Genomic DNA, 17,463 nt, shown 5'->3' with positions numbered 1-17,463 from the left:
CCCACTCTTTAATTCAATAAAAAGAGATGTCGTAGCACCTTCCGTTCCTAAATATAAGTCTAGTTAAAATATAAGCCTCACATTTAATTTTCATTATAAAAAGATTGACACATAACTGATAATAACACTATACTGTTAACAACAGTAATATATTGATAAAAAGTACATTACATTAAAATTAGGGGGTTCTATCTATTATGAAACATACAGGAAGACATACTGGTGCATTTCTTTTGCTGTTTTTATTGGAGGGAGATAACTATGGGGGAAAACTGTTGCAAAAATGTAAGGAAGAGCTTCCCATCAATCCAATTGATAGCGCCATACTATATCGCACACTAAAAAAATTAGAGGAAGAAGGTGCCATTGAATCTTATCTAGATGTTTCTGATCAAGATAAACCGGTAAGGATGTATAAAATCACTACACTTGGAAAAAGAAAATTAGAAGAATTTCAAATTGATATTCAAGAAAAAATTAAAAATTTATCATTTTTCCTGGAAAAATACAAAAAATGGAATTGTGAAAATAATGGTTAATGGAATTGTTTTATATACGATAGCTGCTATCTATCTGATCCTGTCTTTTATAAAAGACAAATATAAAACAAAGGCAGCCTTATTAAGCTCATGGAAAATGTTTCGCAATGTTTTACCGGATTTATTAGCCATTATGCTCTTCGTTGGACTGGCACTATCTTTATTAACACCGTCCCTTATTTCTTCCATTATTGGGGAAAATTCCGGTTTACTTGGTATCCTTTATTCAACAATCATTGGATCAATTGCTATAGTCCCTAGCTTTATCGTTTTTCCTCTTGGACATACATTAGTTCAAAATGGCGCTGCTCTTCCACAAGTTGCTGTATTAATGTCGACATTAATGTCTGTAGGACTGGCAAGTTTATTTATGGAACAAAAAACTTTTGGTCAAAGTTTTGCTTATGCCCGAAATATTTCTGCCATAGTAATGTCCCTTCTATTTGCATTAATTATTTGGGTGGTGATGACATGAAAAAGTTAAAAAGATATCGGTTCTTTCTCATTTTATTATTAGGCCTTCTGCTTATAGCATTTATGAATCAAACGATTGCTGCAAAAACAGTTCAGTTAACTGGTAAAAATATTTTGGATATGTTAATTCTACTCCCTCCAGTATTTATATTAGTGGGATTATTGGACCAATGGGTAAAGAAAGAAACACTCATTAGATATATGGGGGAAAAATCAGGTATAATTGGTGTCCTCTTCACCTTATTATTAGCAACAGTAGCTGCTGGACCTCTTTATATAGCCTTTCCAATCGCAGTACTTTTATTGAGAAAAGGAGCTAGCGTCCGTTATATAGTGTTTTTTTTAGGGGCTTGGTCAACAGTGAAATTGCCAGTTCTAGTGTATGAATTTACTTCATTTGGCCCTAAATTCACACTTATTCATATTTGTTTCGGGCTCGTGTTTTATTATTTAACAGGAATTCTTTTTGAAAAAATGTATAGCCAACAAAAGTTGCTAAAGTATGATACAACTATCGGAAAATAGATTTAAAGCATTTAGTATTTTAAACCCTACAATTCCAAATTCTTTAGTAGCTGTAGTCATTAAATTGATAACATTCTGTTAGGAACCCCGACTTTTTCACGATAAAATATTATGGAAAGTATTCAGCGAGAATACCATTCGCCAATAAATAATATCTAGTCAGGATTTGATCGTTTAGTATATTGATGTGCGCTCGATTACACCAATAGATTTTATAACTCGAAAAACAGCAAGTATGGATTTGTTGGTAAAAATAGATGCCCTGTTGTTAACTGAATATTTCAACAGATAATTAGTACAACAAATAGGACTGCCCACGGTGCAAAATCTTTTCTGTAGAATGTATCTCCAAACTATATAAGCAATCTGCTGCAAAAAATTACGGGATAGAGCACACAGAAGCATATTCACAATAAAATAATTGAGAAAGCAATAGATTGCTTGGTAACATCAACATTATCGGTTTGTAAAATCGCATACCAAATTAGATTTTAACATACCTAGTCTGTTAGTCTTTTTAAAAGCAATGCCAATAAAACTCCAACGAATTATAGAAACTCATTTAAGTGGGCATTTAATTTAACGTCACATACACTTCACCCAAAATGCCTGTAAGCCTCTTGATCAATCTCCCGGTGGAAGGCAATTATATGTAGTCACTGGGTATCTTGAAAATCGATTTGCAAAGCATGCCCTTGTTTTCATTATGCTGAATCATTATCAGATAAAAACATAAACATTATTCTTTTTTATACTTAAACTAGAATAATAAGTGTATAACTTTGCCTCAAAGTAAGTTAAGTTTTTAATATATTATAATAGTTTACAATAAGAATATAAATCTTTTTTATGATTAAGCATAATTCAGATGGAAGGCGTATTGATAAAGCAACCTATTTCACTTGAGGATGCGGATGATATTGTTTGAAAACCATTCTAATGAAGAAACTACACATTACAGTTATGACCAACATGCAGATCTAAATCAAACTTAAAACTTAAGGCACCTAGAGATTGGTATGACCCAAAAAGACTTTCTCTCACCTCAAGGATCGGTACCTGTTCGATATTCTATCCAATTCATAGGCAATATTGAAGGTTTACAAGATATTAAAGATTATATGAGGTGTATTAATGGCAAATATCGAGGATTTTTTACAATTAGATATCCGTGTTGGCACTGTGATTAAGGCAGAGCCATTTCCAGAAACACGAAAACCCGCAATAAAATTAGAAATTGATTTTGGTAATATTGGTGTTAGACAGTCTTCAGCTCAAATAACACGCAGATACAAGGCAGAACAACTTATTGGTAGTCAAGTGGTAGCGATAGTAAATTTTCCTCCAAGGCGAATTGCAGGTTTTAAATCTGAGGTATTAGTAATTGGTGGTATACAAGGGAGAGATGACGTAGTGCTTTTAAAACCAGACCAACCTGTTAAAAATGGTACCCCAATCGCTTAAGAATAAATATACTGCCCTTTCTGGTATTGAAGGAAGAGCCTGTCAAATTTGATTAATAAATGGGTAATCAGGCTTTTTCTACATAACAGATTACAAAGGAACATTCATTTTATTGAATAATTGTAAGAAGAAAACTGTTTAGATAAGAATACTTGAATATATCAAAAGGGGGGTACCTATGGTATGTATTAAAGACAACTTTTGGTAGAGTCGAAATACCGAAGCAGGGTATTTATTACAGGAACGCTGCCACCATATTGCTAAGTGAATGATTAGATAGCTCATTAATTTTAATTATTTAAGCCATTTTTCATTTTAGAATATGGCTAATTTCTTAATTTTGTGGAGTTTTACACTTATACTAACCTGCCCCGTTCGTACCATAGCCAAAAAAGGGAATTAATCCTTCATGGATTAATTCCCAATAGTTCAATGAGGTTCCAAATTTATTATAAATTCTTTTTAAATAAAACCCTATCTTGATTTGGTCCGTCATAGTCCTTATACACGGGAACTCCATCTACGACTGCATCTCCTTGTTCAATATCAAAACCCATATTAGTATGAAAGGAAATTGAAACTTTATTAATAGGTGAAGTTACACAACGGATTATACTAGCACCTTTTTGTTTAACCACATAAAAAAATTTGTTATAGAGTGTTTTTCCTACACTGTGTTTTCTATATTTTGGATGTACTCCAACGAAATGAATATACGCCTCTTCAGAATTTGATTGTGATAAAAACCCAATTAGAAACCCTACTATTTTTCCATCTTTTTCAGCAATAAAACTTGTATCTGTAAAATGATCAAAAAAGAGCTTTGGTAACTTATCAGCCATTTGTCTTCCACCCCACCATTGATTTAGTAATGGCGAGATTTCATAGTAATCTAAACTGTTTACTGAACGAATCTCCATTTTTAATCCCCCTACCTTGTATGTTATATTTACCCACTCCTATACTAATTACCAATTTTAGCACATCTTTTATTCACTTCTGTTCAACTAACCTCCCCTTTAGCGACACAAGAATATCGCTAATCTGTAATTAAAATATTGCATAAACTCCAGTTAATTCAATAGACGAAAATAGCAACTACAGGATGTATGGAATTATAAATCTGCATACCATTTTGTAGGTTTATCAAATTTTCCACAGCCATTTTCCACTTTAGCACATAGAATAGGCCACTCTTTTCTTTAAAGAAAGCCTCGGTTATTGATTATGTATAATTATTTTGTAGTTGAACTTATTTATATACACCTTTTCTTTTGAAAACCCAATCTTCTAAGGCATCTTCGTGTTGTTTAGTGAATAATTTCGGTATTTTATTTATTGGAAAGTACTTCAAATCCAATGTCTCAATACCATCTGCAGTAAGTTCCCCATCAATTGGCTTACATTGAAAAAAGTGAGTAATAGTCTGAGCTTTATCTCCGTTCGGAAACTCACAAAAATATTTAGAGTAGACACCAATAAGATGTTCAACCTTAACATTTAATCCTGTCTCCTCAAGAATTTCTCGTTTTGTTGTTTCTTCAAGAGATTCTCCTAGTTCCATAGCACCGCCTGGAAAACCCCACTCATTTCCATCTCCCCTTTTTTGTAAAAGAATCTCATTTCGTTCGTTATAAACAATACCTCCAGCAAAATTAAGAAATATTAAATCTTGTCCCACTTTTCCACGAATATAGCGAATGTAGTCACTGGATGTAGTCATAAATTTCCTCCTATATAAAAAATACAAGTTAATTATATACCAAATAGAAGAAAATGGTATTTCAAGTTATATTTTTCCGTCTTCCACTAACCTTTTATTTAAGGATGATTTTTAACTTCCATTTCTAATAAGATTTAATATTAAATTCATTAGGATTTTTTATAATAAGGCAAATAGGAACTGATATGTAAAACAAATTATTTAAAGTCTTCTTTAGATATTGCTATTGAAGGGTAATGCCCAATTTGGGTTAAATCCACATCAAAAGGGACACTGTAAACCATATAGTAGTTGTCATCGTTGACTACAGAAATTATTTCCTCGATAAAACTTCTAGCTTTGTTAGAATCTGTAGTTGCATAAACTACAGCGACAACACCAGCCCCCTCTTCCATCCATCCTTTTAAAATAAGTTTCAATGGATTACTGTCTTTCAATGCAGTCTCTATCATATTCATATATTCGTTCATTTGAATCCTTCCACCTTTCTAAATAATAATTAGAACACTCCTTATCCCCATCAAATTTATATTACCATAGCAATACCTGAGTTTTAATGCATTAACTCTATACTGTTAATTCCTTCTCATACTAACCTCCTTTAGTGCAATAAGAAAATGCGATACCTCCATATTACAAAGTGTTGCTATAGTAACATAAGAGCCGCTCTACACCGAGAAATTTTTTTACCTAAACTTGTTATTTTAAATCCATTTTTTCGGTAAAATCTTACTGCTTCGTTGTCTGTTATAAGGAACCTATGTTAATGTTTATCAGACTATAAATTGTATAAAATATAAAGTTAGATGGTTCAACCTGCCCGTTAGCCCTAAAATAAAAAGACTTCCTTTTTATTTTGAAAAGCAGCCAATAATTGCAGAAAAGACTATTAGGGCTGACCCCTCACAAGGCCATCCTAATCGTCTTTTTCCTAAATTGTATTTTTACCAATTAATATATCCAAATCAACAGTTATTTGAGCCGAATCCATATATGTTTGAATTAGTTTCGACGGGAAAAATTGACCCAGGAGATGTCGTGAGTCATGTACTTCCACTTAGTGAAGCAAAACATGGATATGAAATTTTTGACGCGAAACTGGATAATTGTATTAAGGTCTTGTTGAAACCTTAAGGAAGGAGATAAAAAAATGAACTATGCTTTACATGAAGTTCTTGAAGTCCATGAGATATCTACATTTAAGACCACTTGTTTGACTAAATCAAAAACGATGAGAGCGTTAGTTACAGATCCGCAATTAAAAGATATTATGCAGTTAGACATTGATATGTCTACGAGACAATTACAAGAATATGCTTCAATCCTTTCGAACGCTAAGCAGTAATTAGGAGATGAATATACATGAATCCAATCATTGAAAATTTAACTGGCATGAACGCACTATCCGACCAAGTAGTTACAATGGATTTATTAATTTCAGCTAAAAGTGGAGTTAGAAATTATGCCATGGCAGTTACAGAGGCAGGTACACCAGAAATTAAAGAAATGCTCACTCGCCATTTAGTGGAAGCTCTTGATATCCATGAACAGATATCCGCTTATATGGTAGAAAAAGGATGGTATCATGCTTGGGATACAAACGAACAAATTAGTTTAGATTTAAATAATATCCAAACAGCATTGAATTTACCGACATTATAAAAAATTCTTAGGTACAGTTTATAATTTACCAAATAAACTGTTCCTAAAAATATTTTAAGTTTTTTACGCCGGAAGTAAGTTAATACTTCTGGCTTACTTATGTTTGTTTTACACTATATTAATGAAAATAATTAATTAACTATTTTATTATGAAAAGGTCGGAGCAGGATTTTCATCAACTTTGAGACGAAGTAAACTATAAGGTTTCTGTCGTAAGTCTTTTCCATAATGAAATCTAGGCTGCCGATGTAATTGGTTCACAATGACATACAAATATTGATCCGGACCAATTGAAAAAGTATCCGGCCACAGAATTCTAGGATCATGGGCAATAGTTTCCATTATGCCATTTGGCAATATTTTACGGATACTGTTGTTTTCATAATCCCCCGCATAAACATTTCCCTTTGCATCAGTGATCATTCCATCAGATGCACCTTTTTCTCCCCAATACTCCAGATGATAACGTAAAGCCATGTCTGGTATATTTCTGTCTCTCAAGGCTTCTGTTGAAATCGAAAACAAATGACGACTGGTTAATGGCGCAAAAAATAACCTCTTTCCATCGGGAGATATCGCAAGACTATCAGATGCCAATCTAAACGGAGAAGTTGAACCATCTTTGTTTCTATTCATCAAAATTTCGCCTTCTACTTTCGGTAAAAAGTAAGGATCAGGCGAAGTTGATTTTGCACCATTTAACCGTCTAAACGCGTTCCCACTTAATAAATCTACAACAATAATAGCTCCTGGTCCTCTTGAAGAAGAATCCGTTATATAGGCATAACCTGCTTTTCCAACACGAAAATCAAAACGGACATCATTCAGATATGTTGTAGGCAAGACAACATCTTCTGTAAAATTATATACTTTTCTTATTGTATTGGTTTCTAAATCAACAGCGACTAATTTTGCTTCACCTTTAATAGGTTCAGAAAAATTTGGTGCCGCTGTATCTAATACCCAAAGCGTTCCTCTACCATCCGCGACTACACTTTGGACACTGATAAAAGACACTTTGTTATTCGCAGGGTTAAACAAATTAGTTTCATAACTAGGATAAGGCTGCAATTTCCCCCCAACAATTTCAGCTACAGTAAATTTAACAAGGTCTCCCCACTTCGGAAAGCAAATGAAAACACGACCGGTTTCTGATACACTAACACCTGTAGGCATAGCTCCATAAAATGAATATACTAGTTCTAACTTACCGAAATATTTTTCCATAGGTAATAGTGGTTCCATTATATCCTCCTCATCAAAATAAAACTGGATACCATTTATATATGATTAAATTTCTTTCTAGTGCATGGTTCTTACAGTGTATTTAACCAAACGAGAAAAACAAATTAAAACAAACTAATTAAAAACTGAATTGGAGGAACGAACGTATTAAATCACATTTCTCTTAGGAAACTCTTACTAGTTTTTTATCTGGAACTTTACCTAATATGTAATCTTTACCTTTTATAGTATCCAAGCCATAAACAAAGCTGACTCAATACCTAATTCCATTTACTTTTGGTATTAAAAACGTACCAAAAGAAATCAAAAGTAACCGCAAGCCTTTTCGAATACTGATTTAACATTAATTGTATCACCGACTATTAAATTCCAGCAGCTACTTGGTTCAAAACAACCAACAAATCATAAAATTTTATTAATTTTACCCATTCTTTCATTTGTATAAAGCTCTTTCCATGTTTCCCCCCCAAAGTACTGCTACACTTACTCAAAAAATGAAATAATTACCTTCTTTAATTATTAATAAACATAATATATTTGGTTATTCTAACTATATAACTGGCAAACATTAGGGAGGAATTTTATTGGATCGTTTACGTGAATTTGACAAGATTCTATACGGTAGAAAAGAGAATACCGATTCTTTAATTAATTATTGGACAGACTACTCTAACCCTTCTACATGGCAGTTTTGGGTTTTAGTTGTCATTCTTTTAATCCCATTGGTTATTCTCTATATCAAAATGGACCGAAGTAAAGTATTTCTAATTGGTTTTTATGGATATAACATTCATGTTTTTTTTACATTCATCGATATCTTCGGTATAAATAGAGGGTATTGGCATTACCCTTATCAAATTATCCCTGCACTGCCAAGCATCTCATTGGACACCTCCATGGTCCCTGTGGCTTTCATGCTCATTTATCAATGGACATTAAATAATCATAAAAATTATTACCTATACTCTATAATAACTGCTGCCTTATTTGCATTTATTTTAAAGCCTATTTTAGTAAGTATTGGTCTTTTTAGAATGTATGGTGAAATTAATTATTTCCATTTATTTTTGGGTTACGTATTAGTACTTCTGATAGCAAAATTTATAACTTGGTTATTTCATATATTACATAAACCTAATTACTCAACTCCCAATAGAGAATAGGAAAAATACTTATTAAATATGGGTTCTTTTCCTATATTTTTGATTCCAAACATTTAATAAGTATATATTATTAATTATGGTTTTATATGAAAGAAATGCCCGCGTTTGTTTAAGTCGATTATTTCATAAACTTTTTTTATTACCTCGCTTTAAGCTCTCCAGAACCATAAATAAGGAAAGGTGAATTTGAGTACTTCAAATTCACCTTTCTCATTATTATATTCCAGCCTTAGACTCATTGCATTTCTATATAAATTCATTTAGCTTGTTTGAATTAATTCAAAGCTTTCTTTTAAAGGTAAATCTTCACTACTAGAACCGATATAAACATCAAATTGGCCTGGCTCGCTAGCAAAGCTTAAATCACTTCGATAAATTTTCAATTGCTCTTCTGTAATTGTAAATGAGATTGTTTTCACTTCGCCTTTTCTAATAAATACCTTTTTGAAGTCTTTTAGTACCTTTACTGGTCTAGCAGTACTGCCAAACTGGTCTCTTATGTAAAGCTGCACAATCTCATAACCGTCATAATCCCCAGTATTTTCAACCTCAACTGTTATAATTAATTCATCATGGCTATTTTGCCTTATTAACTTTTTATTAAGTGAGACAGAGTTATACTGATAAGTTGTATAAGATAATCCATAGCCAAAAGAGAATAATGGTTTATTAGATTCATCAATATATCGTGAAGCAAAGCGATAAAAAGCATTTTCTGGCAGATCTGGTCTCCCTGTGTTTAACTCATTATAATAGATTGGTATTTGTCCAACACTCCTTGGGAAAGACATCGACAGCTTTCCTGATGGATTACTTATCCCATAGAGAATATTCGCTAAGGCCTTACCTCCCATAATACCAGGAAACCAAGCCTGTATAAGAGCATCTGAGTGTTTTTCTACATCAGTTAAAATTAAAGGACGCCCACTATAAATGATAGTAATTATTTGTTTATTTAATTTTTTTATAGCTTCGAATAATTTTTGTTGAGGTTTAGGTAATGTAATCTCTGTACGTGATCCACCTTCACCACTCTGAAAAATACTTTCACCTAATGCTAGTATTACAATTTCAGAGTCCTTTGCTAAGTTAACAGCTTCTTCTATTAATTCATCATTACTTATTCTTTCATTTGGAATTTTATCTTCAAATTTTCCAAGTAAGTGTGCAGTTTCCTTCTCTATTAAATGTGATCCTCTGCAAAAGGGATTCTTATTATTCCCTACAATCTCGTTTATCCCATCTTTCAGTGTAATAGTGTCATTTATATCGCCTTTTATAGCCCACATACCAAGTGTTGATTTTTCATCGTGATATGGTCCAATAATTGCAGCCTTTTTGCCCTTTTCTAATGGCAAGACACCATTATTCTTTAATAAAACAATCGATTCCTCACTTAACATTAAAGCAGTCTTTTTATGCTCAGAACATAAGATACTAGAGTTTTCTGCTGATCTTTCTTTTAATCCTCTATATGGATCTTCGAATAAGCCCAGATCATTTTTCAAGGATAAAATCCTATAAACTGCTTTATTTAGTAAATCCATCATTTGCTCATTGTTATTAACAATTGCACCTAATTCATTAGCAAAAACCGATGTTTTCATATCAATATCTACTGTTGCTTTTAATGCTAGCTGCGCTGCTTCTTTTGGTCCATTAGCATATCCATGAGTAATTAATTCCTCAACAGCTGCATAATCTGAAATAAGTACTCCCGCGAATTTAAATTCATCTCTTAATATCATTTTATTTAACCACTCGTTACCGGTTGAAGGTACGCCATTTAAAGTATTGAATGCCGTCATAACAAGCTTAACTTTTGCTTTTACTGCCGATAAGTAACTCGGTAAATATACCTCCCGCAATGTATGCTCAGACATATCTACTGCATTGTACTCACGCCCTGCTATAGGAGCTCCATATGCTGCAAAGTGTTTAACACATCCAGCAATTTTATCTTTCGGTATTTTTTGCTCGGAATTACCTTGAAGTCCTTTTATTACTCTTTCTGCAAATAATTCCGCCATAAGCGTATCTTCTCCAGGAGATTCCATAACACGGCCCCATCTTGGATCTCTTACAATATCAACCATAGGAGAAAATGTAACGTGTAATCCTTCTTCATAGGATTCCTTAGCACTAATGGAAGCTGCTTCTTCTATTAAATCAAAGTTCCAACTACAAGTTTGTGCCAATGGAATGGGAAAGATAGTTCTAAATCCATATATAATATCTGCCATAAAAAGCAAAGGGATTTTATGGCCTGAGTTTTCTAAATATTTCTCTTGAATTTTAATTATTTCATGAGCATTAGTAATATTTAAGATTGATCCTGTATGATAAATATTATAATTTTCATTTAATCCTAATTTTTTTATTGGACCAGTTATCGTTTCTTCCGTTTCATTAGTAAAAAAATCTCCAGTTAATTGCACAAGTTGACCGATTTTTTCCTCAACGGACAGAGAATCGATTAAAGCCATAACTTCATTTTTTTGCATCGATACTCCCTCCTTATTATTTTGTTTTTGGGTGATCTTTATATCCAAAAAGATAGGTAAGAATAAATGCCACACCAAACCCGATTAGGGATACTAATAAATATCCAAAAATTTGACTATTCAGAAATAGCAAAGTCCCTGGAATAGCTGTGATAGACATTCCTGTGGCTGATAAGTGCATTAACCCAGCTACAAATCCACCAGCAGCACCCCCTATTAATCCCATAATAAAAGGCTTCCCGTATCTTAATGTAACACCAAAAATAGCTGGCTCAGTAATTCCTAGTAATGCAGACATAGTGGAGGGATATGCAATAGCCTTAGTTTTCACATTTTTTGATTTAACCGCGACTGCAAATGCTGCTCCTGCTTGAGCACAGATCGAAGCAGTACTTATCGGGTTAACCAAATTTTTTCCTGTATCAGCAAGCATTTGGATTTCAATTAAATTAAGAGGATGGTGCAATCCTGTTATAACGATTATTTGATTAATCCCACCATAAATTAAACCACCAATACCAAATGGTAATTCTAAAACATATGTTACTGCATGTAATAATAATAATTCTACTTCATGAAAAACAGGGCCAATTAAGAAAAACGCTAAAACTATCATGATTAATAAAGTGAAGAACGGAGATAAAATTAAATCAAGAGCACTCGGCACTCTTTTTCTAATAAATCCTTCCACCTTTGCTCCCAAAGCCCCAACAATAAATGCAGGAAGAACAGAACCTTGATAGCCTGCAACTTTTATAATTCCGAAAAATTTTAAAGGCTCTGCTACATTTTGTGCAACATCCCATGATGTGGGCAGACTTGGATGTACAAGCATTAGCCCTAACAGAATTCCTAATAATTGCGAACCTCCAAATACTTTGAAAGCAGACCAACAAACTAATACAGGAAGAAATGCAAAAGCAGTATCTGTTAATATTTGAGTAAACTTAATAAAATTATCTGAAATATGGTCTGGCGTTAAACCAAATACTGCGAGGATATCAGGTTGTAAAATCAATCCTCTTACACCCATAAATAACCCAGTAGCTACCAATGCCGGTATAATTGGCACGAATACATCTCCGAACAAACGTATCATTCTTAAAAAGATATTATCATCTTTATCTGAAGCAATCTCTTTCAATTCAGACTTTGTTGTTCCCGATACGCCTTCTTGCAACATCGCATCATAAACATGATTTACTGTACCCGTTCCAAAAATAATTTGATATTGACCAGAAGTAAAGAAGAAACCTTTAGCAAAATCAATATTTTCAATCAATTCATCATCAATTATATCCCTATCTTTTACAATTAATCTTAGCCTAGTAGCACAATGAGCCATCGAAATAATGTTGTCAGTCCCACCAATACCACGTATTACTTCTTGAGCAATATTTTTATAATTTTTATTACTCATTTCTCCCCCTCATTTCTGTTTATTAATTATCAAAAACACGTGTAATTTAGCTAACCACACAAACAAGGATAACAGGAATACGTTTACATTACGTTGCATTTTCTTACTAATTAAGGGTCATTTTTTGACCTTTTATAGTATTTGGGATTAATATTCATGGTTGATCGAAAATAGTTTCTAAATGATTTTACATTTGAAAAACCTGATTCATAGGCAATTTGTGTAATGGTTTTATCTGTTGTATTCATAAGCTCAATTGCTTTTTCTAAACAAAGATTTCTTTTAAAATCTATGAAAGTCTGTCCAGTTATTGTATGAAATAATCGAGAGAGATACGCTTCAGAATATCCACAGGCATTGGCAATTTCTTTTAAGCTAGGATTATCTTTATAGTTATTTTTGAGATGCCTTATTACAATTTCAAGCTGCTTCAATTTTAATTGTTTGCGATTATTATCTTCACATTTCCCATTAGCTCCAGAGGAAAAATTTGTTACCAACAAATATTTTAGATGAAGTATTTTACTCTGTTCCAATAAGTAGTCATATTCGTTCGTCGATACATGGTATTCTATAATTTCAGTTATTATTTTCCTAGTATAGTCTATTACTTGCGCATCATATTTGTTTTCGCAAGTGCTTAAATGAATCGATTTATTTTCTTCTTCAAGAAAATTTCCAGGAAACTGAATGATGCATACATTATTATGAGTTATACTTTGGGTAGAATGTGGGGTATTAGAATTGATTAATAGCAAATCTCCCTTTCCCAGGGTAACAATTTTTCCTTCATACCAGACTTTTAGCTTTCCTTCTACACAATAAATTAGTTCAGGACTATCATGCCAATGCATAGGGATAATTCTTTCTGTATCTTTGGCTTTGAATGAGAAAAATTTTATTGTTTTTTTCTGATTTATTTCAATATATTCATATAGTTCACCCATCAGTAATTTATCCTTTCGCCCCTATTAAATATTTTCCATACATTATAGCAGATTAATAAAATGATGGAATTTAAAATAGTTAGTGCATTAATAAAATTTATTCATAGTTTTTTTATTTAAAATGGAATAAAATATATTTTTTGTTCGTATAGCTCATACCGTTTTTTATAAAAAAATATGTCATTTATAACCTTTATCCTTCTATTCCATAGTACAATTCATTACGAACCATATGGTAATTTTAACTAACCACTTTTCTAAATTATTAACTCCTCCACTAATGTATTCCCTTACAAACTAAATTCATTTCTCTCGCATAATGAATAGCCACTCTTTTATAATAAAACAAAAGGAGGAGTAGCAAATGGATTATGTTAAATTAGGATCTACTGGTTTAGAAGTCTCTCGTCTTTGTCTTGGTTGTATGAGTTATGGAGAACCCGATCGTGGCGGACATGCATGGACATTAACAGAAAATGATAGTCGTCCCTTTATCAAAAAAGCATTGGAGCTTGGCATTAACTTTTTTGATACTGCTAACGTCTACTCTGATGGATCAAGTGAAGAGATAGTAGGACGGGCATTGCGTGATATTGCCAATCGTGATGAAGTTGTTCTTGCTACAAAGGTACATGGAAGAATGCGTCCAGGTGCTAATGGAGCTGGTCTTTCCCGCAAAGCAATTATGAGTGAAATTGATAATAGTTTAAAAAGGCTTGGCACCGACTATGTTGACCTCTACCAAATACATAGATGGGATTATGAAACACCTATTGAAGAAACAATGGAAGCATTACATGATGTTGTCAAAGCTGGCAAAGCCCGCTACATTGGTGCATCCTCCATGTTTGCATGGCAATTTTTAAAAGCAAATCATGTAGCAGAGAAAAATGGCTGGACTCGTTTTGTTTCCATGCAAAATTACTTAAATCTGCTCTACCGAGAAGAAGAACGAGAAATGCTGCCCCTCTGTAAAGAAGAAGGTATTGGAGTTATCCCTTGGAGCCCGATGGCACGCGGCCGCTTAACTAGAGATTGGGAAGACACAAGTACGCGTAAAGAAACGGATGCCTTTGCAAGAACATTATACTCCCAAACAGAAGTAGCAGACCGTCAAGTAGTCGAGCGAGTGAAAGCAATAGCAGAAAAACGCGGTGTGCCTCGTGCCCAAGTTGCCCTTGCATGGGTTTTACAAAAAGAGCCTGTTACTGCTCCAATTATTGGTGCAACGAAACTGCATCATCTAGAAGATGCGGTTGCTGCACTTTCTTTACAATTGTCACACGAAGAAATCGCTAGCTTAGAAGAACCATATGTCCCACATCCAGTTCTAGGGTTCAAATAATTTTTTTAACCGGGCGTAACCATTAATGTTCGTCCGGTTATTTTAAAAAAGGGAAAAAAATTAGTTTTCTCCCATTAAAGCGAAAGATAAGCTAATTTTCCCCTCTTGATAAAGTTCCCAATCTTTTTTATCTATACTGTAGATAAGCAAGGTTACTGTCGTAAATATTGCTTTAAACTGAGCGAGTTTCAACGTAGTATCATCTACTTCACCATAGTTAGTAAAAAATTGTTTTCTCCCTTCAGAAGGGCACAGACTGTAGGCAATCGATAAATCCACGGCAGGATGACCAATATGCGTATCTCCCCAATCAATAATTCCCGTTAGTTCCTTTTTTTCATTAATAAGCATATTGCGAATATGGAGATCACCATGTGTAAGGACATGAACAGTTGGGACTGCTATATGGGTTAATTTTTTCGCATAGTCTTCTACTAAATGGAATAAAGGTATATCTTCATGCATACGCAGCTTCTTAATCGAATCGATTAAGCGGGATTTTCTTTTATCAATATGAAGTCGATCAAATTCATCGTATGGAACAAGCTTGAATTGCTCGGTGGAGAAAGAATGCAATTTTTTCAAGAAGCGTGCTAATGGCTTTGCCATCTGAATTCTTTCCTTATTCGTTAAACCTTCTGGAGTATTTCCTGGTAAATGCTCATATCCTATAAAAATTCGCGGAAAGACCCTGCTCGCTGACCCTATATAAACCGGCTTAGGTATGGGGATAGGCAGCTGATCTGCAATAATCCGCAATAGCTCCCATTCACTTGTTAAAAGTTTCACCGCTATTTCTCTTCTTGGGAAGCGAAAAGTATAACAATCGTTAACGAGAAGGATTGTATTATCAAACCCTTCCCCTATTTCTCTAATAGAATACACACTGATTGGAAACTGTTCCTCCACTAATTGAGAAGCTTGCTCCTTTGTTATGGTGTATTCGGGCTCCCATATATTTGGCATTAGACTCCCTCCTTTCTAATCATTTTAATGATAAACAAAAATAAAGCCAACCAAAGAATAAAATCTATTCTTTGATCGGCTTCGTCATAGAAGGATTAGAGGACTAAATGGTCCGCAACCACCATTGCAATAATTGGTAAAAAGTAAAGGGTAATCGAGTAATGGGTTAGTGGTCATTGGTTTAGCCAGCACCATGTAAACGTACCTTTGTACACAAAAAGAGAAATCCTTCTATCCTTGAATAGGAGTCTCACCTATTCAAGGCAAAAATGGATAAGTAAGTTTGAGTTCCTTTCGCGCCTTTTCAAGATAGGAGCAGCAATTTTGCTGCCTGCCCGTTAAGCATGCTATAAAAATTAAAAATATTTTTCCCCATCAAATTCTAGCTCAATTTGATAGTTTTTGCTGTTAATTAAATTGGATAAACGGTTTGCTTTTCGTTCGCATTCTAAGCTTTTTAAACGATAATCCTCTGGTTCAAAGGTGGCTACCTTCATTAGTTGGACTGTTTCACTATAAGAATAGACGTATTCTTCCTTTTCCGCTGCCGCAAACTCTTTATATTTTCGGGCTTTTGCGCGGAGCTGTGTCGCCAGTTCAATTGCTTCCACAATGGTGATATTTGTATTTTCAAAGCTTATTTCGTTTTCGATATTGGCACTATACATTAATTTATCAAGCAATCGATAATCAGTGCGTACTTCTTCTAGCTCTTGCTCAACATCAAGGATTGTTCGTGTTTGCTTCGGAATAGGCTTGCCTGCTTCTACTTGTACAAATGCAACTCTATCCATTTCCTCTTCTAGTTCATGAATTCGCTTAGAAAGGACACTTTTTAATTTAACTGCTTCTGCTTGTGAAATTTTATTCATCTTTACCTCCAATAGGAAATGTTAGTGTGACTGGGGAATTATCTTGAGGCTATTAATTGGAAATTACTAGAATCCTATTTTACTATTAAACAAGTATTTTTTTCAACTATTAACCTATAAGAACAAAAAAAAAGGATTCCTTAAAAAAGGTCATCCACTGTTTTTTTCTTATTCTTTTATGATTACTTCCGGTTCCTCTTTTTTCGTCTTTATGATAAACATTGAAATGGCTTGAACAATCGCAATACAGCCCAGCATGATTCGAGTATAAAAATGATCTACAAGAATAGCGCTGATAGCTAAGCAGCTATAGCACGTGATAATGATTTTGATTTTCTGCTTTTTCGTCAATGCGCCTTTACGAAATCCTTTCACATAGTCACGATAGAACGTTGTAGAACGAAACCATTTATTAATACGCTCAGAACCCCGTGTATAGAAAAAGGATGTTAATAATAAAAAAGGTGTAGTTGGCAGCAAAGGTAAAAAGGCTCCAATTATTCCTAAAACCAAAAAAACTGTCCCTAGAAAAATATAGATCCATCGATAAACAGGCTTCATCTTTTGCTCCCTTCCTACCCTTTTTAAGCAACATTCCATTTCATAAACGGCCA

General features: G+C 33.6%; 18 protein-coding genes and 1 pseudogene. 9 read left to right on the top strand and 10 right to left on the bottom strand.

The window, feature by feature from the left end; all coding sequences use genetic code 11:
• The first annotated feature begins 197 nt into the window (after nt 1-197).
• From MHH96_RS10790 to csaA, 4 genes are all read left to right on the top strand, one after another.
• Complete coding sequence (locus MHH96_RS10790; RefSeq protein WP_047942807.1) at nt 198-539, top strand: PadR family transcriptional regulator; 342 nt, start codon at nt 198-200, stop codon at nt 537-539.
• Nucleotides 532-1,014: a hypothetical protein gene (locus MHH96_RS10785; RefSeq protein ID WP_047942808.1), complete on the top strand. Its 483-nt coding sequence runs from the start codon at nt 532-534 to the stop codon at nt 1,012-1,014. The genes MHH96_RS10790 and MHH96_RS10785 overlap by 8 nt, the downstream gene beginning before the upstream one ends.
• The gene (locus tag MHH96_RS10780; protein WP_047942809.1) at nt 1,011-1,538 is read left to right on the top strand and encodes a permease; all 528 of its coding nucleotides are present in this window, start codon (nt 1,011-1,013) and stop codon (nt 1,536-1,538) included. The genes MHH96_RS10785 and MHH96_RS10780 overlap by 4 nt, the downstream gene beginning before the upstream one ends.
• 1,134 nt (nt 1,539-2,672) lie before the next feature.
• On the top strand, nt 2,673-3,002 hold the full coding sequence (gene csaA, locus MHH96_RS10775) for a chaperone CsaA (RefSeq protein ID WP_047942811.1): 330 nt from the start codon (nt 2,673-2,675) through the stop codon (nt 3,000-3,002).
• A 449-nt stretch (nt 3,003-3,451) separates the two neighbouring features.
• Here csaA and MHH96_RS10770 read toward each other — a convergent pair whose 3' ends face one another.
• The 3 genes from MHH96_RS10770 to MHH96_RS10760 all read right to left on the bottom strand — a co-directional run bounded on the left by MHH96_RS10770 (nt 3,452) and on the right by MHH96_RS10760 (nt 5,195).
• Nucleotides 3,452-3,922 carry a GNAT family N-acetyltransferase gene (locus tag MHH96_RS10770; RefSeq protein ID WP_328282855.1) on the bottom strand — a complete coding sequence of 157 codons (471 nt, stop codon included), beginning with the start codon at nt 3,920-3,922 and terminating at the stop codon, nt 3,452-3,454.
• A gap of 332 nt (nt 3,923-4,254) precedes the next feature.
• Nucleotides 4,255-4,725, bottom strand: a complete 471-nt coding sequence (locus MHH96_RS10765) for an NUDIX hydrolase (RefSeq protein ID WP_328282856.1) — start codon at nt 4,723-4,725, stop codon at nt 4,255-4,257.
• Between the two features lie 197 nt (nt 4,726-4,922).
• Nucleotides 4,923-5,195, bottom strand: coding sequence for a hypothetical protein (locus MHH96_RS10760; protein WP_176474100.1), 273 nt, complete (start codon nt 5,193-5,195; stop codon nt 4,923-4,925).
• Nucleotides 5,196-5,712: 517 nt separating this feature from the next.
• Between MHH96_RS10760 and MHH96_RS10755 the strand changes: the two are divergent.
• From MHH96_RS10755 to MHH96_RS10745, 3 genes and pseudogenes are all read left to right on the top strand, one after another.
• Nucleotides 5,713-5,859, top strand: a pseudogene (locus MHH96_RS10755) (glutathione-dependent formaldehyde dehydrogenase); the annotation flags it as partial.
• 16 nt (nt 5,860-5,875) lie between these two features.
• Complete coding sequence (locus MHH96_RS10750; protein WP_341117280.1) at nt 5,876-6,070, top strand: hypothetical protein; 195 nt, start codon at nt 5,876-5,878, stop codon at nt 6,068-6,070.
• A 17-nt stretch (nt 6,071-6,087) separates the two neighbouring features.
• Nucleotides 6,088-6,387, top strand: a complete 300-nt coding sequence (locus tag MHH96_RS10745) for a spore coat protein (RefSeq protein WP_047942823.1) — start codon at nt 6,088-6,090, stop codon at nt 6,385-6,387.
• A gap of 147 nt (nt 6,388-6,534) precedes the next feature.
• Here MHH96_RS10745 and MHH96_RS10740 read toward each other — a convergent pair whose 3' ends face one another.
• Nucleotides 6,535-7,632 (bottom strand): L-dopachrome tautomerase-related protein, encoded by a 1,098-nt coding sequence (locus MHH96_RS10740; protein WP_341117278.1) that lies wholly within the window; start codon nt 7,630-7,632, stop codon nt 6,535-6,537.
• Nucleotides 7,633-8,216: 584 nt separating this feature from the next.
• On the opposite strand from MHH96_RS10740, the gene MHH96_RS10735 reads away from it, so the two are divergent.
• A complete protein-coding gene (locus tag MHH96_RS10735; protein WP_047942827.1) occupies nt 8,217-8,795 on the top strand; it encodes a CBO0543 family protein in 579 nt (192 codons plus the stop codon).
• Between the two features lie 260 nt (nt 8,796-9,055).
• Here MHH96_RS10735 and bglX read toward each other — a convergent pair whose 3' ends face one another.
• The 3 genes from bglX to MHH96_RS10720 all read right to left on the bottom strand — a co-directional run bounded on the left by bglX (nt 9,056) and on the right by MHH96_RS10720 (nt 13,666).
• Entirely contained in the window at nt 9,056-11,299 is a 2,244-nt protein-coding gene (bglX, locus tag MHH96_RS10730; RefSeq protein ID WP_341117275.1) for a beta-glucosidase BglX, read from the bottom strand.
• A 16-nt stretch (nt 11,300-11,315) separates the two neighbouring features.
• Entirely contained in the window at nt 11,316-12,719 is a 1,404-nt protein-coding gene (locus tag MHH96_RS10725; protein ID WP_047942829.1) for a sucrose-specific PTS transporter subunit IIBC, read from the bottom strand.
• A 110-nt stretch (nt 12,720-12,829) separates the two neighbouring features.
• Entirely contained in the window at nt 12,830-13,666 is an 837-nt protein-coding gene (locus MHH96_RS10720; RefSeq protein WP_047942830.1) for an AraC family transcriptional regulator, read from the bottom strand.
• 364 nt (nt 13,667-14,030) lie between these two features.
• On the opposite strand from MHH96_RS10720, the gene MHH96_RS10715 reads away from it, so the two are divergent.
• Entirely contained in the window at nt 14,031-15,011 is a 981-nt protein-coding gene (locus tag MHH96_RS10715) for an aldo/keto reductase (RefSeq protein ID WP_144547011.1), read from the top strand.
• 60 nt (nt 15,012-15,071) lie between these two features.
• On the opposite strand, the gene MHH96_RS10710 is transcribed toward MHH96_RS10715, so the two are convergent.
• The 3 genes from MHH96_RS10710 to MHH96_RS10700 form a co-directional block, all read right to left on the bottom strand.
• Nucleotides 15,072-15,977: a phosphotransferase gene (locus MHH96_RS10710; RefSeq protein ID WP_341117273.1), complete on the bottom strand. Its 906-nt coding sequence runs from the start codon at nt 15,975-15,977 to the stop codon at nt 15,072-15,074.
• 356 nt (nt 15,978-16,333) lie between these two features.
• Complete coding sequence (locus MHH96_RS10705) at nt 16,334-16,849, bottom strand: hypothetical protein (RefSeq protein WP_047942835.1); 516 nt, start codon at nt 16,847-16,849, stop codon at nt 16,334-16,336.
• Between the two features lie 168 nt (nt 16,850-17,017).
• On the bottom strand, nt 17,018-17,410 hold the full coding sequence (locus tag MHH96_RS10700; RefSeq protein WP_047942837.1) for a DUF454 family protein: 393 nt from the start codon (nt 17,408-17,410) through the stop codon (nt 17,018-17,020).
• Nucleotides 17,411-17,463 lie beyond the last annotated feature (53 nt).

The sequence above is a fragment of the Niallia sp. FSL K6-0212 genome, from assembly GCF_038007605.1.
Classification (GTDB): domain Bacteria; phylum Bacillota; class Bacilli; order Bacillales; family Cytobacillaceae; genus Niallia; species Niallia circulans.
The sequence above is the reverse complement of the archived record's forward strand: the minus strand, read 5'-3'. Positions and strand labels throughout refer to the sequence as shown.